The organism is Corynebacterium sp. CCUG 69979, from assembly GCF_024454095.1.
Classification (GTDB): Bacteria; Actinomycetota; Actinomycetes; order Mycobacteriales; family Mycobacteriaceae; genus Corynebacterium; species Corynebacterium genitalium.
The window spans coordinates 1-17,930 of record NZ_JAGPZA010000020.1 but is presented as its reverse complement, the minus strand read 5'-3'; the positions used below and the strand labels follow the sequence as shown (position 1 = coordinate 17,930).

Annotated in this window: 16 protein-coding genes, 1 tRNA gene and 1 other RNA gene; 9 read left to right on the top strand and 9 right to left on the bottom strand. The window is 65.0% G+C overall.

The genetic code is table 11. The features are described 5' to 3' along the window. Nucleotides 1–61 precede the first annotated feature (61 nt). On the bottom strand, nucleotides 62–958 hold the full coding sequence (locus KBX18_RS10140; RefSeq protein ID WP_255995909.1) for an acetamidase/formamidase family protein: 897 nt from the start codon (nucleotides 956–958) through the stop codon (nucleotides 62–64). A gap of 133 nt (nucleotides 959–1,091) precedes the next feature. Between KBX18_RS10140 and KBX18_RS10135 the strand changes: the two genes are divergently transcribed. From KBX18_RS10135 to KBX18_RS10110, 6 genes are all read left to right on the top strand, one after another. Then, the gene (locus KBX18_RS10135; protein ID WP_255995908.1) at nucleotides 1,092–1,973 is read left to right on the top strand and encodes a DMT family transporter; all 882 of its coding nucleotides are present in this window, start codon (nucleotides 1,092–1,094) and stop codon (nucleotides 1,971–1,973) included. Nucleotides 1,974–2,170: 197 nt separating this feature from the next. Next, nucleotides 2,171–4,009 (top strand): 2-isopropylmalate synthase, encoded by a 1,839-nt coding sequence (gene leuA / locus KBX18_RS10130; protein WP_255995907.1) that lies wholly within the window; start codon nucleotides 2,171–2,173, stop codon nucleotides 4,007–4,009. Between the two features lie 104 nt (nucleotides 4,010–4,113). Continuing rightward, nucleotides 4,114–5,217 carry a hypothetical protein gene (locus KBX18_RS10125; RefSeq protein WP_255995906.1) on the top strand — a complete coding sequence of 368 codons (1,104 nt, stop codon included), beginning with the start codon at nucleotides 4,114–4,116 and terminating at the stop codon, nucleotides 5,215–5,217. Next, nucleotides 5,211–6,236, top strand: a complete 1,026-nt coding sequence (locus tag KBX18_RS10120; RefSeq protein ID WP_255995904.1) for a DNA polymerase III subunit epsilon — start codon at nucleotides 5,211–5,213, stop codon at nucleotides 6,234–6,236. The genes KBX18_RS10125 and KBX18_RS10120 overlap by 7 nt, the downstream gene beginning before the upstream one ends. 11 nt (nucleotides 6,237–6,247) lie before the next feature. Next, a complete protein-coding gene (locus KBX18_RS10115) occupies nucleotides 6,248–7,528 on the top strand; it encodes a MurT ligase domain-containing protein (RefSeq protein WP_255995903.1) in 1,281 nt (426 codons plus the stop codon). Next, nucleotides 7,521–8,249, top strand: a complete 729-nt coding sequence (locus tag KBX18_RS10110) for a glutamine amidotransferase (protein ID WP_255995902.1) — start codon at nucleotides 7,521–7,523, stop codon at nucleotides 8,247–8,249. The genes KBX18_RS10115 and KBX18_RS10110 overlap by 8 nt, the downstream gene beginning before the upstream one ends. 153 nt (nucleotides 8,250–8,402) lie before the next feature. Here the strand turns inward: KBX18_RS10110 and recR are convergent, their stop codons facing one another. The 5 genes from recR to KBX18_RS10085 form a co-directional block, all read right to left on the bottom strand. Then, nucleotides 8,403–9,038 (bottom strand): recombination mediator RecR, encoded by a 636-nt coding sequence (recR, locus tag KBX18_RS10105; RefSeq protein WP_005287289.1) that lies wholly within the window; start codon nucleotides 9,036–9,038, stop codon nucleotides 8,403–8,405. 134 nt (nucleotides 9,039–9,172) lie between these two features. Further along, on the bottom strand, nucleotides 9,173–9,529 hold the full coding sequence (locus tag KBX18_RS10100) for a YbaB/EbfC family nucleoid-associated protein (protein WP_255995899.1): 357 nt from the start codon (nucleotides 9,527–9,529) through the stop codon (nucleotides 9,173–9,175). A 60-nt stretch (nucleotides 9,530–9,589) separates the two neighbouring features. Continuing rightward, on the bottom strand, nucleotides 9,590–12,073 hold the full coding sequence (locus tag KBX18_RS10095; protein WP_255995898.1) for a DNA polymerase III subunit gamma and tau: 2,484 nt from the start codon (nucleotides 12,071–12,073) through the stop codon (nucleotides 9,590–9,592). A gap of 48 nt (nucleotides 12,074–12,121) precedes the next feature. Beyond that, a complete protein-coding gene (locus KBX18_RS10090) occupies nucleotides 12,122–13,513 on the bottom strand; it encodes an FtsX-like permease family protein (protein WP_255995897.1) in 1,392 nt (463 codons plus the stop codon). After that, nucleotides 13,510–14,184, bottom strand: coding sequence for an ABC transporter ATP-binding protein (locus KBX18_RS10085; protein WP_255995896.1), 675 nt, complete (start codon nucleotides 14,182–14,184; stop codon nucleotides 13,510–13,512). The genes KBX18_RS10090 and KBX18_RS10085 overlap by 4 nt, the downstream gene beginning before the upstream one ends. Before the next feature lie 83 nt (nucleotides 14,185–14,267). On the opposite strand from KBX18_RS10085, the gene KBX18_RS10080 reads away from it, so the two are divergent. Beyond that, nucleotides 14,268–14,954: a sensor histidine kinase gene (locus KBX18_RS10080; RefSeq protein WP_255995895.1), complete on the top strand. Its 687-nt coding sequence runs from the start codon at nucleotides 14,268–14,270 to the stop codon at nucleotides 14,952–14,954. Further along, a complete protein-coding gene (locus tag KBX18_RS10075) occupies nucleotides 14,942–15,589 on the top strand; it encodes a response regulator transcription factor (RefSeq protein WP_255995894.1) in 648 nt (215 codons plus the stop codon). Before KBX18_RS10080 ends, KBX18_RS10075 begins: the two co-directional genes overlap by 13 nt. An 18-nt stretch (nucleotides 15,590–15,607) precedes the next feature. Here the strand turns inward: KBX18_RS10075 and KBX18_RS10070 are convergent, their stop codons facing one another. The 3 genes from KBX18_RS10070 to ffs form a co-directional block, all read right to left on the bottom strand. Further along, the gene (locus KBX18_RS10070; RefSeq protein WP_255995893.1) at nucleotides 15,608–16,129 is read right to left on the bottom strand and encodes a suppressor of fused domain protein; all 522 of its coding nucleotides are present in this window, start codon (nucleotides 16,127–16,129) and stop codon (nucleotides 15,608–15,610) included. Beyond that, nucleotides 16,129–17,400 (bottom strand): aminotransferase class I/II-fold pyridoxal phosphate-dependent enzyme, encoded by a 1,272-nt coding sequence (locus KBX18_RS10065; protein ID WP_255995892.1) that lies wholly within the window; start codon nucleotides 17,398–17,400, stop codon nucleotides 16,129–16,131. The genes KBX18_RS10070 and KBX18_RS10065 overlap by 1 nt, the downstream gene beginning before the upstream one ends. Before the next feature lie 113 nt (nucleotides 17,401–17,513). Beyond that, an RNA gene (gene ffs, locus KBX18_RS10060) (signal recognition particle sRNA small type) lies at nucleotides 17,514–17,610 on the bottom strand. Nucleotides 17,611–17,763: 153 nt separating this feature from the next. Here ffs and KBX18_RS10055 point away from each other — a divergent pair. Then, nucleotides 17,764–17,852, top strand: a tRNA-Ser gene (locus tag KBX18_RS10055). The last annotated feature ends 78 nt before the right edge of the window (nucleotides 17,853–17,930 follow it).

The following is a 17,930-nucleotide window of genomic DNA, read 5'->3' as shown; positions in this document are numbered from 1 at the left end:
CGTCGTGGCGCGTTCGCGCTTTGTGATCGCATAGTTGTTCTTACTAGCGCTTAATCAGTGCTTAAGGAAGCCGCACGCCGTATTGGTGGAGAATATAAACCGGTAAACGGAATCGCGCCGTATTCCACTCACCGACGATCTGACTGATTTGGGTGTCACCGACGAGCGAAAACAGCATCAGCGAGTCCGTTCTATCCAGACCGCTGGCTGCCGCGAACCAGTCCCGCATCATCCGGGTCGACTCACTGACAGCGTCGTAGAGATCAATCTCCGAAGAAATGGCGTACACGGAATCGCCCGAAGCAAGGAACGGCAGCGGCAGCGGCCGGCCGGGGATGACCGTGACGCGGATCTTCACTTCCGCGTCGATTTCTGCACCGCACACAGCGACTTCACCGTCACCCATGACTGCGTGCACGTCGCCAAGACTGAGGTTCCCACCCTCGACCTCGACGGGCAGGTAGAGGGTCGAACCAGCCACGATCTCTTTGGTGTCCATGTTTCCGCCGTGCTCACGCGATTCACTCGTGGGCACGGCACGCTTCGCCGGCGCGGTCCCGATGACACCGATCATCGGCCGAACGGGGATAGCGGCCCGCTCGGAGAAGTAGACCTGACCGTTGCGCACAGGCAGAAGGCGTGTGCGTTCCTCGATGGTGCCGGGCAACGCCCCGACCTCAGGGTGGGTCATGATGGTGGCCTGGCCTCCCACCTCGATGCTCAGGATCTCCACCTTCAACGTGTCACCGGGGCGGGCGCCCCTGACCGCAATGGGTCCCGTTGCCGGGTTCACCAATTCCTCACCAATGGAGTCAAACAGTTGGGACTCGTCGGTGACGGTGTTAGAGAAGCAGTCCATCGTCTGCACCGCGACCTCGTCTCCGCTGCTGATTTCCAGCTGCGGTCTGTGCTTGCGCGACATCGACAGAACACAGTGGTGGGGCCGAATGGAATGCACGGATCAACCTCTTTTTCACAGCAATTGAGTGGTTGTCCATAGCTTAGTGAACTCCCCGCGTTGCAGATTGAAACCTGATGAGACGCATGGTTACAGCGGTTGTTACAGGGGTTTAGGCCCCCTACCTATTACCATGATCCGGGTGCACAACAACTTCCTCGCCGTGACTTTCGCGCTGCTGTCGGCGCTGACCATCGCGGCAGGAACAGTGTGGAGGCACCAGATAGTTCTCCGCCACCGCCGCCAAGTGGAGTCCGCGAGTACAGGCGCGGGTGCATCGAAAGTTTCCACGCTCGGCACGGTGAAGCGTCCTACGTGGTGGTTGTCGCTCATGTTGGCGTGGCTGGCCTACGGCTTCCAAGCGGTGGCGCTTGCCTACGGTTCCCTCCTGGTTGTGCAGCCGGTGCTAGTTCTCTCCTTATTAATGACGTTGCTGCTGGCCGCCCACGTAGAACGCCGCCCAATGGAAATCGACGAGACGTTCTGGGCAACGACGCTGACGGCGGCCGTCGGTGTGCTGGTCATTCTCGGCCGTCCTGTGCCCGGCACCCGCGAGGCTCCACCAGCGGAATGGCTCGTCGCGGTGGGGATCGGCGCAGTGATCATGGCGGTGGTGTTTGCCGTGGCCGTGGGCCACGACGCGTCGATAAGCACATTTGCGTTGGGGGCGGTGTGCGGCGCCATCTTCGGCTATCTCGCGGTGTTTTCAAAGAAGGCAGTGGACACCTTCGTTGCCGGCGGCGTGGAAGGCCTGCTGACGGCGTGGCCGCTCTACGCTCTGCTGGCGGCCGCAGTGCTGGGCACGATTGTGCAGCAGTACGCGTTCAGCGCCGGCAACCTGGCGCAGTCGCTGCCTGCAATGAAGATCTTCGAGCCGCTGCTCGCATACGCGTTGGGGTTAACGCTGCTCGGAGAGACCTTCGACGTATCCACGCCGCTTGGGTGGGCGTTGATGGCGCTGGCGGTTCTGATGATGTTCGCAGCAACGTTCATGCTCTCCCGGAAATCGGTGTGAGCCCGCAGACGCGTGGTAGGGTGTGAGCCATGTCATTGGCAACCGCGCGTGTGCAGGCGCTCCCACGTCAGGGAACTGCCCTACTTCTACGCCGCGGCGGGTTCTAGGCCACATTCATTCACGGCCGGCGCCCCGTCGCGGAGTTCGCCATGCCGGCCGTACCCTGACGACTTAACTCTCACACAAGGACGTTCGCCATGACCCCCTCTGACTCCCAGATCAGCGCACCTTCTGAAATCCGCAAACCGAACGGCCCCCGCAACGAAGGCCAGCCCGCCTGGAACATGCAGCGCGGCTCCCAGATGCCAGCCGACCGTTACCTGAGCTTCGCCCAGGAAGTCGAAGACATCACCCTGCCGGACCGCACCTGGCCGGACAAGAAGATCACGGTCGCACCGCAGTGGTGCGCGGTCGACCTCCGCGACGGCAACCAAGCCCTGATCGATCCGATGAGCCCCGAGCGCAAGCGTCGCATGTTCAAGCTGCTGGTGGAGATGGGCTACAAAGAAATCGAGGTCGGCTTCCCGTCCGCCTCCCAGACCGACTTCAACTTCGTGCGCGAGATCATCGAAGAAGGCATGATCCCGGAGGATGTGACCATCCAGGTTCTCGTTCAGGCGCGCGAGCACCTCATCCGCCGCACCTTCGAGGCCTGCGCAGGCGCGCCACGCGTGATCGTCCACTTCTACAACTCCACCTCCAAGCTGCAGCGCGAGGTGGTGTTCCGCAAAGACCGCCCGGCGATTAAGAAGCTGGCTACCGACGCAGCTGAGCTGATCAAGACCATTGCTAAGGATTACCCGGACACCCAGTGGCGCTGGGAGTACTCCCCGGAGTCCTTCACCGGTACCGAGCTGGACTTCGCTGTGGAGGTCTGCGACGCCGTGGTGGACATCATGGAGGCCACCCCGGAGAACCCGATGATCATCAACCTGCCCGCGACAGTGGAGATGATCACTCCGAACGTCTACGCAGACTCCATCGAGTGGATGCACCGCAATTTTGCCAAGCGCGACTCCATCATCATGTCGCTGCACCCGCACAATGACCGCGGCGAAGGTGTCGCAGCGGCAGAGCTGGGCTACATGGCCGGTGCGGACCGCATCGAAGGCTGCCTGTTCGGCAACGGCGAGCGTACCGGCAACGTCGACCTGATCACGCTGGGGTTGAACATGCTCACCCAGGGCGTAGACCCGCAGATCGACTTTTCTGACATCGCCGGCATCCGCGAAACCGTGGAGTACTGCAACCAGCTGCGTGTCCCGGAGCGCCACCCCTACGGCGGCGACCTGGTCTTCACCGCGTTCTCCGGCTCCCACCAAGACGCCATCAACAAAGGGCTGGACGCCCTGGCGCAGAAGGTGCGCCCCGGCGCCTCCTCCACCGAGGTGGCGTGGGAGGACCTGCGCGAAACTGTGTGGGAGGTGCCCTACCTGCCGATCGACCCGAAGGACGTGGGCCGCAACTACGAGGCCGTCATCCGCGTCAACTCCCAGTCCGGCAAGGGCGGTGTCGCCTACATCATGAAGACCGATCACGGCATCGACATGCCCAAGGAGATGCAGGCGGAGTTCTCCTCCGTCGTCCAGGCGATCACCGACTCCGAGGGCGGTGAGGTCAATTCCAAGAACATGTGGGACGTCTTCGCTGGCGAATACCTTGATGTGGACACGCCGCTCGAGCTGGTCAGCTTGCATGTGGATGCCGCTGAGTCCGACGACGATGAAGCCACTGTGACCGCCGGCGTTGTCTACAACGGCGAGACAAAAGAGATCACCGGCTCCGGCAACGGCCCGATCGCGGCCTTTGCCAGCGCACTGCGCTCCCTGGGCCTTGAATACGAGGTGCGCGACTACCGCCAACAGGCCCGCACCGCCGGCGGCGACGCCGACGCAGCTTGCTTCATCTACGGCGACGTCGACGGATCAGAGGCCTGGGGCGTGGGCATCGCCGGCTCCACCACCCGCGCATCCATCAAGGCAATGGTCTCTGCTGTCAACCGTGGTTTGAAGGTGCAGCAACCTCTGGGCCAGTAGAGGTCAGTAGTCCGCCGCTCCCGCCTGTTGGCTTGGACCCTTGTGGTCGTACTACTCTAGGGGACACGACTAGGCACCGTTCCACAGAGTAACCAGGGGAGGCGATGAGCTTGACCAAGCCAGACGACGGCGGTTTTGCCAAAGATCGCTCTGACCTGTCCCCGCAAACTCAAAGCGTATGGCTGCCAGCCGGCACACCGCGCGTGATCACACTGGAGCCTGCTGCCGCGGAATGTGTCGGCGTCAGCAGTGACGGCGCCCGCGTGGCCGTGGAGATCGCCTTCGACGCCGCGGGCGATGTTGTCGCGCGTATCGACGGTGATGTGCTCGGCGAGTTCGACAGTGCTGCAAGCGCTGAGCTGAGTCCGTCGCTACGCATGATGGAAAGCCGCGGCCTGATCGCTCTGGCCCACGGCGTGTACTCCACCGCGGACGGCACCCCAGCGGTGACCGTGTACGCGGACGCTCTCGGCGGGGGGCCCGTGACTGCGGTTGCCCCGGTGAACGCAGAAAATGACCTGCCCGAAGATGAAGACGGAGACGACGGTGCTGGTGCCGGCGCTGCCGTTGCTGCCGGCACTGCAACAGCTGCTGGTGCCAGCGCCGCGAACACGTACTTCGCGGCCGACGCCGAGGCGGAGGCAGCCGCTCTGGCCGCAGACCAGGAAGGCGATGCACCCCGGTCGAGTAGCCGGGTGCGGTTGCTCCCGGAGCGCATGGGCACCAACACCACCGCTGTCGTGGCGCTCGCGCTGGCCTTGGGCATAGTGGGCACCATTAGCTACTACGCCGGCATGGGCCAGCAGGGCCAAGAGATGAACGCCTTCATGGGGTCCGACAACACAACGGCATCCACTGGGCCGAGCCTGCCCACACGGGCATCCTCCGAGAAACCAGCACCGCCTGAATCCTCCAAACCCGAGGAGCCCTCCGAGGACCCGGACAAGGATCCCGCGACGGACGAGGGAGCTAACGTGCCCCCGGCTCCGCAGCCGGGCTCTCCTGCCCCGGTTCCGCAATCGCCGTCCGGCAACGATTACAACAACCAGTACGTCGCGCCGCCGCCCGCTCCTGCGCCGCCGCCTGCTCCTGCCCCTGCCCCTGCGCCCGCACCGCCTCCTCCACCGGCCCCCGCGCCTCCGCCGCCCAATCGGCCCTTGACGCCTGAGGAGCGCGGCGGCAAGCCCATTTTTGAGATTTCATGGTAGAAGGCACCCCTGAGGCCGAGGTGATCCCGCCGGCCGAGCAGTTCCCGTATGTCGCGCTCTACGTGCAAGCGACGAATATCCACCCGAGCACCGGGCGTTTGGTCACCCTCGATGCGGTGGCGTTCGACGACTCTGGGGTGGTCGGTGAGGAGTTCCACCGCATCTTCAACGTCGGCGGTGACCCGGGCCCCATGCACATGCACGGGGTGGAGCCGAACTTGTTCGAGCGCGCCGCGAAATTCTCCCGCCACCTTAAGGCGCTGGACAAATTCCTCGATGCGCGCACACTTGTGGTTCATGATGCCCCTATGACGTGGGGGTTCATCGTGTCCGAAGCCCGCCGCGCGATGAACGCTGCCGCCCGCGCGAACCGTTCCCGCAACCGCAGGCAAGGCCGCCGCAGACAGCGAGTGGGGCATGTGCCGGCGCCGGAAGGCATCGTCGATACGCTCGCGACAGCACGCAAGCAGGGCGTGACGCTTATCGACGTCCGACTCGAATCCGTCGCCTCCGCCTCCGGCATCGATGCACCCGCGCCGGACGCGAGCCCGCAGCGCGCCGCGCGGCCGGAGGAGGAAACCTCCCGCGAACGCACACTCGTGCTGGTCAGCCTGTTCTTGAAGCAGTTGGAGAACGGTGAGGTCGTCTCGCGGACCCCTGATGAGCTCGCCCCGGACCGCTTCGGCCTGCAACGCTCGCGCATCCGCGTCGAGGCAGAGAAGAAACAGCCGAAGCAGGGCAACCCCGGCCAGTTCACTGACAAGTCCGGCCTGCGCCCCGGTATGGAGGTCGTGGTCACGGACGACATTCAGGCCGACCACGACGAGGTGGTGCAGAAGATCCTGGACCTGGACCTGAACTACTCGGAGAAGCTGTCCCGGGAGACATCGCTCGTGGTCAGCAACATCACCGGCCCGCCGGAGCAGCTGCGCGGTAAGGCGATGCACGCGCAACGGAAGAACATCCCGCTCGTGACGGACACGGAATTCCTCGCGGCCGCCGCCGAGGCGCTGCGCTAAAGTTTCTACCCATGAGTTCAAGCACGAGCCGGAGCACCACCGGCGGCAGGAGCGCCTTTGCCCGCCTGCGTTCGCGGGCCGCAGTGTCCGCCGCAAAACTAGCCACCACTGCCTCGAGGGCGACCGGCCGCGGGGCCGGCGGCATGATCGGCGGCCTTGTCGCCGGTGTGATCGACCCGAACATCCTCGAGGGGCTCGCGGGCCGGCCGACCATCCTGGTCACCGGCACCAACGGCAAGTCCACTACGACTGGCATGCTCGCGGCGGCGCTGCGCACGAAGTACACGGTGGCCACCAATGACGGCGGCGACAACATGGACGCGGGCATCATCTCGGCTCTGCTTGCTGACGGCGCAGCATCCCACGTTGTCCTCGAAGTCGACGAGTTGCATGTTCCCGCCATTGCCGACCGACTCAGGCCGGAGGCCCTCGTGCTGCTCAACCTGTCGCGGGACCAGCTCGACAGGGTGGGAGAGATCAATGCGATTGAACGGGCGTTGCGTGGGTGCGTCGAAAAGCATCCGGAGATGACCGTGATCGCGAACTGCGACGATGTCCTGATGACCTCGGTGGCTCTTGACGCACCGAATGTCGTGTGGGTTTCCGCTGGCGCAGGCTGGCTCGGTGATTCTGTGTCCAACCCCCGCGGGGCCGGCCACATCGTGCGCGATGAGGACGACTGGTACGCCACCACAGGCGACTTCCGCCGCCCCTCCCCCGACTGGGCTGTCGCCGACGAAGGCCTGACCGGACCCGACGGGACCTACCCGCTCGAGCTTGCTCTGCCAGGACGCGCGAACCGCGGCAACGCCGCCCAGGCTGTGGCCGCCGCTGTCGAGGCCTTCGGGGTCGACGTGGACGCCGCTATCGCCGCCACAGAGAGCATCGACGACGTCGCCGGCCGCTACACCACGATCACTGTCGGCGACCACCACGCCCGCCTGCTGCTGGCCAAGAACCCCGCGGGCTGGCAGGAGGCTCTGTCCATGGTCGACCGCGATGCCGACGGCCTGGTCATCGCTGTCAACGGCCAACAAGGCGACGGCGAGGACTTGTCCTGGCTGTGGGACGTGAAGTTCGAGGACTTCGAAGGAATGTCCGTCAAGGCCGCCGGTGAGCGCGGAACCGACCTGGCCGTCCGCCTGCTCTACGCCGGCATCGACCACGAGCTCATTCACGACCCCGTCAAGGCGATTCAGGCCTGCCCGCCCGGCCGCGTCGAGGTCCTGGCCAACTACACCGCGCTGCTCAACCTGAAAAACGCGCTGACGAAGGAGTCCGCCCGTGGATAACATCCGCATTGGCCTTGTCCTGCCTGACGTCCTAGGCACCTACGGCGACGACGGCAACGCGCTCGTCCTGCGCGGCCGCGCCCGAATGCGCGGCATGACTGCCGACATTGTGCCGATCAAGCTCGGCGAGCCGGTTCCCGACGACCTGTCCTGCTACACCATCGGCGGCGGTGAGGACGCAGCCCAGGTTCTCGCCGCGGAGCACCTGCGCACCGACGGCGGCCTCACCCGCGCCGCAGCTGCAGGCCGCCCCATCTTCGCCGTGTGCGCAGGGTTGCAAGTACTCGGTGTCTCCTTCTACGCGCAAGGCTCCGCCGTCGACGGCCTGTCGCTTATCGACGCCACAACCACCCCCTTATCCACCCGCTCCATCGGCGAAGTCTCCTCGGCCCCGACCAAAGCCGGCATCACCCGCGAGCTGACCCAGCCGCTGACCGGGTTTGAGAACCACCTCGGAGGCACCGTCTTGGGCCCTGATGCATCGCCGTTGGGCACCGTCCGGACCGGCAACGGCAACGGCGGCAGTGCTGGCAGTGCCCGCGTCGAAGGGGTTGTCCAAGGCAGCGTGATCGCCACCTACATGCACGGTCCGGCGCTGGCCCGCAACCCCGAATTGGCGGACCTTATCCTCGCCCAGGCGCTAGACATGCCCTTGTCCGACCTCGAGCCCCTCGAGCTTCCCGAGGTCGACCGCCTGCGCCTCGAGCGCCTGAAAGGCTAACCTCCCCCTTCCGCCTTTCCGCGCTGGAATACTACTGGCCCTTTTCCGGAATACTGCTCACACAGACACGCAGGTCAAAAGGGTGCGATCTGTCTTATATTCTCCAGCAGTATTCCAGGCGAGCGTGCTGCCGGGGCAAGGAGCCGTTGGCCGCTACAAAGTGAGGCGGCCGGACAACGCACGGGAGAGGGTGAGTTCGTCCACGAACTCCAAATCCCCGCCGAGCGGCATGCCCGATGCCAACCGCGACACAGTCAGTTCCGGGAAGTCTTTGAGCAGCCTCGCCAAGTAGGACGCTGTGGCCTCACCCTCTGTATCGGGGTCGGTGGCCAAGATGACCTCGTGAATCTCGGGGATGCTATCTGCGTCATCCGGATCGCGGTCCGGCAAAACCCCGCCGATACGTTGCAATAGCGACGAGATGGACAGGTCCTTCGGCCCGACATTCGCCAGCGGGTCCAGTGCCCCGCCGAGCACATGGTAACGGCCCGTGTACTCCCCTGTGCGCTCGATGACCTGGATGTCCTTTGCGTCCTCGACAACGCAGATCAGTCCCGCGTCGCGCCCCGAGTCCGCACAGACTCGGCAGACTTCCTCGCGCGAGACGTTGCTGCAGATCCGGCAGAAGGTCACCCCGTCACGGACTGCCCCCAACGCCGCGCGGAGCCGGTCAATGTCCTCCGGATCGGTCTTGAGCAGGTGGAACGCAATCCGTTGCGCCGACTTCGGTCCGACACCGGGCAGGCGAGAAAATTCGTCAATCAGATCTTGCAGCGGGCCTTCAAACACCGTTGCAATACTAGTCACTCACCCGCCGTTCGGTTGCCACCGAGGACCCCGGAGTCGCCGACACCTCTCCGAAACGCAAACAGGGCCCCGAAAGGCCCTGTTTGATAGTGCTGACCTGTGTCGGCCGTCGGCTACTAGCCGCCGAACATCTGGGTGAAGTCATTACCTTCACCCGCGCCCGGCTGGGTCAGCGGGCCGAGCTTCTCTTGGGCGAGTTGGCCAGCCTTGGTGTGCGCATCGCGGTATGCGGCGAGGATCAGGTCCTGGAGGGTCTCCACATCTTCGGGATTAACAGCCTCCGGGTCGATCTTCAGGTCGGTGATGTCTGCGCCACCGGTCATCGTGATGGTCACCAGGCCGCCACCAGCGGTGCCCTGCACGTTGGTCGCGAGGATTTCCTCCTGCGCGCGCTGCATCTGCGCCTGAACCTCAGCCGCCTGGCGGATGAGTTCCTGCATATCGGGCATACCGGGCTGATCGGGCTGAGTCATGATTGTTGGCCTTTCCTTTGATTTCGTTTCACACCAGTGTAGCGAGAAGCGCCAGGGGGCTTACAGGGGACGGGCGCCGAGCTCGTCGGCAAGCAACTCCATCGCCATTTCCGTCGGGTTGCGGCGATCGAGCTCTCCAGCCTCCTGGGACTGATCGACCATGTCGCGCTCTTCGTCCTCGCGCGAGTAGGCGGCGGGGTCCTCATCGGGCGCGTCGGGGAAATCGTCGGCAGGCTCAGGCGGCAACGGGGTGCCATCGCTGAAGCCCTGGAAGTCGCGGTTCCGGGATCGACCACCTACCGCGGCAGCCGCCGCTGCCGCTGCGGCCGCTGCCCCGGTGAGCTCTTGGGTGGGTGCACTCTGGGCCGGGCCCTCTTGAGTCGCCGCGTGCTCGGTTGCAAGTGCCGACGTCTCCTCCGAGCCGTCCGGCACCGCATCCGGTTCGTCCGTCCCGGCGTCGGGCTGGCTCTCGTCGTCTTCCACAGGCGCGGGAGCGGGTTCCGGAGTCACCGACGGGTTGTCCTGCGCGGCGGAACCGTCAGCCGTATCTGTCGGATTCTCTGCGCGGACTTCGTCGGGGTTCTTCTCCTGCTCCTGGCTCGCCTCTGGCTGAGGCACCGCTGGCTGGCTCGGCGTTGGATTTGGTGGCGGGGTCGGGTTCCACTCGTTGCGTTTCGGTGGGGGTTGGGGCTCAAAGCCCGCGGCTTTTGGGTCCGTACCCACCACACAGCGCACGGCAACTTCAGTGCCCAGTTTCTCGGCGAACGCAGCAACGATGTCGACGTTGTTGTGCTCGGAATTGATGGCGTTGGCCAAAGCGCCGGTGTTGTGGCCGACAATGAGGGTGCCGTTTTCCATGCCCAGCGGCTTGGCCTCGGTCAACATGATCTCCGCGACCTTATTGCGCTCGCCTACGAACTGGCGCAGCGTGATCCATTCGCGGTGAATGCGGCCGATCAGTTCATCGCTGGCGCCAGCGTCACTACCGTCCGACGTTGCCTCTGAAACCGGTTCCGTCGGCTCCGGTTCGGCACGCTCTCGCGGTTCAGCATGCTCCTGAGGCTCGGGCCGGGAAGGCTCGCGCTCCGGTTGCCCCGGTTCCGGATGAGCGGGCTGAGCGGGCTGCTCCGGCTCCGGCTGAGCGGGCTGCGCAGTCTGTTCCTGCGGCTCCGGCGCCGATGGCTGGGCGGACGGGGCCGGCTGGGCAGTTTCCGGGGCTGGCTGTGCCGGACGCGACTGTTGGCTCTGCTGGGGTTGTGCAGGCTGCGCTTTGGGCGCTTCCCGCGGCGCCGGCGTGGATTGCGACACTACGTCGGCTGTGGCCTGCACCGCGGCAGCGGCCGCGAGCGCAGCGGCTGCACCGCGCGGCTGGTCGCCCATGCCGACAGCTTCAGCGGAGGCGTCGCGAATCTCCTCCAGACCTGTAATGGCAGCTGGGGCCTGGGTGCCGGTAGACACGCCGAGCAGGTGCGCCATCATGATTTCCAGCAGCAGGCGCGGGGAGGTGGCGCCGCGCAGCATCCCGAGTCGCTCGTTGACCTCTGTGGCCAGGTGCGCCAGCTGGGTGCCGGTGAAAGAGTCCGCTTCGGCGGCGAGGATCTGGGCGCGGTCCGTCGGTGCGTCGACAAGCCCCTGGTCGAAGGCGTCAGGCACTTCGCGCAGGATCATCAGGTCGCGCAAGCGATCGAGCAGGTCGATGGCGAAGCGGCGAGGTTCGTGGCCGGCTTCAATGACGTCATCCACCGTTTGGAAAAGTGCTGAGGGGTTGCGGTCGGCGAGGGCGTCCACTGTCGCGTCAATAAGCGAAAGATCCGTGACCCCCAGCAACGGCAACGCGAGATCGTACGTCAACCCCTCGGGGCCTGCGCCTGCGAGCAGCTGATCCAGGATGGACAGCGTGTCACGCGGGGAACCGCCGCCGGCACGGATGACCAGCGGGTACACGTCGTCGGACACGGTCACGCCCTCGGCCGCGACTGTGCGTTCGAGCAGCGAGCGCATCGCGTTCGGCGTGAGCAGGCGGAACGGGTAGTGGTGCGTGCGCGAACGGATCGTGCCGATGATGTTCTCCGGCTCCGTCGTGGCGAAGATGAACACGAGATGCTCCGGCGGCTCCTCCACCACCTTGAGCAGGGCGTTCGCGCCCTCGCGGGTGATCATGTGCGCCTCATCGACGATGAAGACGCGGTAGCGCGACTCCGCCGGCGCGAACATGGCGCTCTCACGCAGCGCACGCATGTCCTCCACACCGCGGTGCGACGCGGCGTCAAGCTCTGTCACATCCAGGTTGCCCGGCCCACCCGGCGCGAGCGACACGCACGAGGCACACACCCCGCACGGTGTCGACATCGGCCCCTCGACGCAGTTCAGCGACCTCGCCAAAATGCGTGCCGACGACGTCTTACCGGTCCCCCTCGGCCCCGAGAACAAATAAGCGTGGTTGATCCGCCCGTTGTCCAATGCAGTCGACAGCGGACGGGTCACCTGGTCCTGCCCGATCATCTCGGCGAACGAGCCTGGGCGGTACTTCCTGTAGAGAGCCACGGAACTAACCCTACTATTCGCCCCAGACACTGTCGCCGACCTCAGTGTTTAGTCGTTGAGCCGCCCCGTCTCGGCGAGGACTTTGGCGCGCAGCGGCCCGGTTGCCGCCACTGCCCCGACGCAACCGATGAACGCCAGCAGAATCAACACGGCGAACAGAGCCAGGCGCTTGGCGACGTCGGCGTAGACCACCACCACGATCGACCCCATGAGAGCACCCATGCAGAACCCCATCACCATGGCCAGGAGCATGGGCACGCCCACTTCACGCACTGCGGTGCGGGTGTGGAAGCTCGTCGGAGCACCGATGAAGTACAGCGCCTGGGTCAACTGTTTCTGCTCAACAACCGCCAGCGACTGGGTGAGCAGGGTCGAGGCGGCCAGCAACACGGCACCGAAGACTGCCGTGATCGCCAGGCCTGTACCGATGTCCGCTGTCATCATCACAGCAACCGGGTCTCCCTCAAGTTCCGGAACTGCGGAGATGAAGCTGCCGGAGCCGGCGAGCATCGATACGAAGAACAACGCTGCCACACGTTTCCACGTGGTGCGGACCCCGCGGCCGACCCTTCTGGTGGCCACATAATTCGCGCCACCGGGTAGCCCGTAGCTCAGGCGCGAGATGAGTTGAATGATGCCGACCGCAATGACCCCGTTGATCACCAGCATGAAGCTGACGATCATCAGCACCATCGTCAGTTCCAGCGCGTCCGCACCGGGTGTGAGGGTGAGCCTGGAGAGCACACGGTACAACGCGATCGCCGCAATCACCGACAGGACGAGAACAACGGCGCTTTGGCCCTTGGGCGGGACTTTCCGGGCCACGCCCAGCGGGGTGATGGCCACGCGGCGCAGCGCCAGCCAGACAGAACCGGCGGCGAGAACCAGCACCAGCAGCCACACTGCAGGCACGAGCCACCAGGTGACCATCTCCCACGTGCCGATCCGTTTGTCCTGAAAGGACAACAGCGACCATGCAGGCACAGTGGCCAAGTAGAGAGCCGTGCCGAGAACCAATCCGATGGCGGCCTGCCGCAGCGCATCGAGAGTCATCATGCCGCGCACCTGGCCGGCGGTCGCGCCAATGAGGCGCAGTGCGGCCAACTGTTCTTCCCGCCCGCCGAGGTTCGTGCGCGCGGCCTGGGTGAGCAAACCGAGCAACGTCGGCAGCAAGAGAAGGCCCGCGAACAGGGCGAGGAAGACATAGAATAAGGAAAACGGCGTGCCAAACTCCTCAGAGCCTGCGATGAGCTCCGGGTGGGGGTTGCGGTGGCGCTCAAAGAACATCCACGTCCCGCCGGCGAGCGTGCACAGCATCCACGTGGACAGGGTGAACGCCACCAGAGAAAGCACGCCCACCCAGCGCTCGCCGGTGTTGCGCTGCGTCCGACTGTCGCGCGACTGGGACCGTGCCGCTGTCATCAACGTCGTTGCGCTCATGCTGCGGCCTCCGAGTGGATCAAACCGTCACGGATTTCAATCCGCCGGTCGCACCACGCGGCGATGTTCGGGTCGTGGGTGACCAGCACTAGCGTCACACCGGCCTTGCGCGTGATCGCGGTGATTTGCTGCATGACTTCATGCCCAGTCGCCTGGTCGAGAGCAGCGGTCGGCTCATCGGCGAACACGACCAGTGGCGGACCGCCGAAAGCGCGGGCGATGGCCACGCGCTGCGCTTGGCCGCCGGAGAGCTGGCCGGGAAAACGGTCCACAAAGTCACCCATGCCCAGCCTGCCGAGAATGTCAGCGGCAGCAGCGTGCGCGTCCTTCTGGGATGTGCCGCGCAGAATCTGCGGGAGTGCGACATTCTCCTTCGCGGTCAGTTCGGGAAGCAGTTGCCCGTCTTGGAAGATGAAGCCGAAGTGGTCCAGGCGGAGTTCGGAACGAGCGGCGTCGTCAAGCGATGCGATATTGCGCCCGTTGAAGAGGATCTCGCCGGTATCCGGCACAAGCACCCCGGACATGCAGTGCAGCAGGGTCGACTTGCCCGAGCCGGACGGTCCCATGATGGCCACTGATTGCCCGGGCTCCACCGTGAGGCTGATCCCCTCTAAGACCCGTTGCTGAGTGAATGATTTCGTGATGTCGCGTAGTTCAAGCATGCTTTCCATTCCACCTTCGGCTCTGCGCAAAGACCATGGTGCGGACTCCCGAATAAGGGTAGTGCCAGCACTACCCCGCTACTGTGTGACATATGTGGCGCAAACAGAACCACGAAGCAGCCTCAGCCGCGGCGATCCACCAACTCACGGCGTCGCGGCGCAGAATCGCGGAGGCGTACGAAATCGAGCGGCTGCGCATCGAACGCGACCTGCACGACGGGGCGCAGCAGTACTTCGTCGCCGCCGCCATGAAGCTTGGTGAGGCGCGGCTTGAGGTGGATTCGCCGCTGCTTGACGACGCCGCACGCGACCTCACCGAAGGCCTGCAAGCCCTGCGGCGCACCGTGCGGGGCATTCACCCGCGCGAGCTCACCGACCGTGGCCTCGTCGCGGCGATCGAAACGGCCGCCGCCCAATACGGCCCGCACGTCTCTGTGCGCGCCCCGCATGCCCTTCCGCGTATCGACGCCTCCGTCCTTGCCGCCGCCTACTTCTTCACCGCCGAAGCACTGACCAACGCGGCGAAGTACGCGCCCGGCGCGCCCGTGGACGTGCTGATCACCAGCGACCACACACTCAACGCCGTTGTCACCGATGGTGGTGACGGCGGTGCCCATTTCCGCCCTGGCGGCGGGCTGGACGGGATGCGGGAGCGGATTGCCGCCTTCGGCGGATCCCTCGAGCTCAATTCCCCGCCCGGTGGCCCCAGCACCGTCATCGCCCGCATCCCCCTGCTCCTCTTCCGCGGTGAAAGCGGGGTGGCGCAATGCGGATCGTGATCGCGGATGACTCTGCGCTGCTGCGCGAAGGTGTCGCCGGGCTGCTCACCCGGCGCGGGCACGAGGTGGTCGGGCAGGTCAGCGATGCGCCGTCGCTGGCAGGGGTCGTGGATGAGCAGCGCCCTGACCTCGTGATCACAGACGTGCGGATGCCGCCGGACATGCGTGACGACGGCCTGCGCGCCGCCCTCACCCTCCGCGAAACCTTCGGAGCCGTCAACGTGCTGGTGCTGTCGCAGTATGTTGCCGCGACGTACGCCCGCGAACTCTTCGCCGGCGGTGGCGGCGGCACCGGCTACCTGCTCAAAGACCGTGTGGCCGAGGTCAAGGACTTCGTTGCCGCCTGTGAGACTGTCGCCGCAGGAGGAGTCGTGATCGACCCGGACGTCGCCGGCGCGCTCATGGCCGCGAGCTCGCGGTGGCTGACTACCCTCACCCCACGGGAGCGTGAAGTTCTCGAGCTCATGGCGGAGGGTATGTCGAACGCGGAGATCGCCGGCAAGCTTTACCTCTCCGGTGCTGCGGTGGCGAAGCATGTCTCGTCGATCTTCGCCAAGCTGGGCTTGCACCCCGACACGGAGAACCGGCGCGTGCGCGCGATCTTGATGTACCTGTCCGAACGCGGCGTGAGCTAGTGGTGGGCTAGACGTGAGCTAGTCGCGACCCCAGTCTGCAAGATCGGTCCGTCGGCGGCGCAAACGGCGCTCGAGCACCTCGAGGCCCTGCTCGGCGGCGATTTCGTACTCATCGTCGGTAAGCAACACCAGTTCCAGCAACAGAGTCATCTGCCCAGGCTCCGTGAATGTCGGTGTCCCCTGGTCGAACAGCTGGGGTTCGCGCAGGAGGCCGTGGTGGACGGTGAGGTCGGGATCGTCGATAAGCTGCGGCAACAGTTCCCCAGGCTGTGCGGGAATCGCGGCGTCACGTAGCGTGTTCCACGTCCCCGCGAGCGCCATCGCGCGCTGCTCTGGACTTCCTCCCCCGCACACCAGCTCGCACCGCACGGACGTGACCCCGTCGGAGTCGAGGGTCAGGCCCGTGTCCTCCGCGCTGAAACCCACCGTTGCGGCCAGCGGCATTGCCTGCGCCAGCGCGATCGGGAACCCGGCGAGTTCGCGCACTTCAATCGGGCCGACAACATTCGTCAGCCACTCAATGGTCTCTTCGGGTGCCACTAGCGCTCGAGCTTCTCCAGAGCGGCGAGCAGGACGCACGTGGCCACGCCGTCCATGGCGGTGCGGACTTCATCCAGCGGAGGCAACGACGGCGCCAGGCGGATGTGGCGGTCATTGTCGTCCTTGCCGTGCGGGAAAGCGGAACCCGCCTTGGTCAGGCTGATACCGGCTTCCTTGGCCAGCTCCCAGACGCGGGTGGCGGTGCCGTCGACGACGTCGAGAGAGATGAAGTAGCCGCCCTCCGGCTCCGTCCAGCGCGCCACGTTGTACTCGCCGAGGCGGTTCCGGAGGATCTCCAGCACGGCCTCGAACTTCGGGGCCAGCGACTGCGCGTGCTTGCGCATCACGTCGCGAACGCCGTCAACATCGCCGAAGAATTTCGCGTGGGCCAACTGGTTGATCTTGTTCGGGCCGATCCCGCGGATCCCTGCGATGGAGGCGTACCAGTCCAGGTTCTCCGTCGACGACGCGAAGAACGCGACACCGGCACCGGCGTGGGTGATCTTGGAGGTCGAGCTCATCACCCAGAAGCGGTTCGGGTTGCCGGCTTCCGCGGCAATGGACAAAACGTCGATGATCGGCGGGAACTCATCTTTGAACGTGTGCACGGCGTACGCGTTGTCCCACACGACGCGGAAGTCCGGCGCGGCCGTCTCCATCGTGGCAAGCTTGCGCGCGACCTCCTCCGACACGGTCGCACCCGTCGGGTTGGAGTACATCGGCACGACCCACACACCCTTCACGGCAGGGTCTTTGGCCAGCTCAGCGATGGCGTCCGCGTCCGGGCCATCCTCCAGCATCGGCACGTTGACCATCTCGAAGCCGAACTTCTCCGTGATAGCGAAGTGACGGTCGTAGCCCGGCACCGGGCAGATCCACTTCACTGTCTCCTCTTCACGCCACGGACGCTCCGAGTCATTGTTGCCGAAGGTGTAGGACCAAGAAATCAGGTCGAACATGATGTTCAGCGACGACGAATCACCAGCGTACAGGTTCTCCGGGTTGACCCCGATGAGCTCGCCCCAGATCTCGCGGATGTCCGCAATCCCCTTCAGGTTGCCGTAGTTGCGCACGTCCGTGCCCGAGGAGTCCGTGTAGTTCTCGCGTCCCGGCAGCTCCAGCAGTTCGTTGGAAAAGTCGAGCTGCTCCGACGACGGCTTACCGCGGGTCAAGTCCAAGTTCAGGTTGCGCGCTTTGAGCGCCTCGTACTCGCCGCGCACCTGCTGCGCGAGCTCGTCGCGGGCTGCCTGATCAAGATCCAGAAGGGACATTGGCGATCACGTCCTTTGCGTTCGGCTAAACGGGAAATGGGTAAGTTTAATTTGCCACGTCCAGCGTACCCGCGATCAGCGGACGGACACCGCCCCCGAGCGTGTACGCGCAAAATAAAGGGACCTCACGCACCTGCCAGAGCTCGCTGACCCTTGCTGCGTTCCCGCCCTGGGGGAGTTCACAAGATAAGCACCGCGTGAGATCCTGCGCACCAGCTTATCGTCTCGGGCAAGGCGATTCAAAAAGCACGCCTACCTGCGCCCAACCCGGTTCCGCCCGGGGATTTTGTACACCGTCCCCAATCGGTTAAAGTGGTTGCTCGACGCTGTTCACCGCCTTGCGGTGAGCAGAGCAACGTCGCTGGAGGATTCGACTAGCGGCCTATGTCACACGCCTGGAACGCGTGCGGGTTTCACGACCCTCGTGGGTTCAAATCCCACATCCTCCGCCACATGTCATCAGTCGCGACATTGTTGACAGATGAGTCGCGACATGGTGGACAAACCGGCGTCTTGGTGTTTATTTTTTC

What these genes read in the sequence shown, in the direction of transcription:
- KBX18_RS10135 (WP_255995908.1), top strand. Translation starts at nt 1,092, where the DNA reads ATGATCCGGGTGCACAACAACTTCCTCGCCGTGACTTTCGCGCTGCTG.
- leuA (WP_255995907.1), top strand. Translation starts at nt 2,171, where the DNA reads ATGACCCCCTCTGACTCCCAGATCAGCGCACCTTCTGAAATCCGCAAA.
- KBX18_RS10125 (WP_255995906.1), top strand. Translation starts at nt 4,114, where the DNA reads ATGAGCTTGACCAAGCCAGACGACGGCGGTTTTGCCAAAGATCGCTCT.
- KBX18_RS10120 (WP_255995904.1), top strand. Translation starts at nt 5,211, where the DNA reads ATGGTAGAAGGCACCCCTGAGGCCGAGGTGATCCCGCCGGCCGAGCAG.
- KBX18_RS10115 (WP_255995903.1), top strand. Translation starts at nt 6,248, where the DNA reads ATGAGTTCAAGCACGAGCCGGAGCACCACCGGCGGCAGGAGCGCCTTT.
- KBX18_RS10100 (WP_255995899.1), bottom strand. Translation starts at nt 9,529, where the DNA reads ATGACTCAGCCCGATCAGCCCGGTATGCCCGATATGCAGGAACTCATC.
- KBX18_RS10090 (WP_255995897.1), bottom strand. Translation starts at nt 13,513, where the DNA reads ATGAGCGCAACGACGTTGATGACAGCGGCACGGTCCCAGTCGCGCGAC.
- KBX18_RS10085 (WP_255995896.1), bottom strand. Translation starts at nt 14,184, where the DNA reads ATGGAAAGCATGCTTGAACTACGCGACATCACGAAATCATTCACTCAG.
- KBX18_RS10080 (WP_255995895.1), top strand. Translation starts at nt 14,268, where the DNA reads ATGTGGCGCAAACAGAACCACGAAGCAGCCTCAGCCGCGGCGATCCAC.
- KBX18_RS10075 (WP_255995894.1), top strand. Translation starts at nt 14,942, where the DNA reads ATGCGGATCGTGATCGCGGATGACTCTGCGCTGCTGCGCGAAGGTGTC.
- KBX18_RS10065 (WP_255995892.1), bottom strand. Translation starts at nt 17,400, where the DNA reads ATGTCCCTTCTGGATCTTGATCAGGCAGCCCGCGACGAGCTCGCGCAG.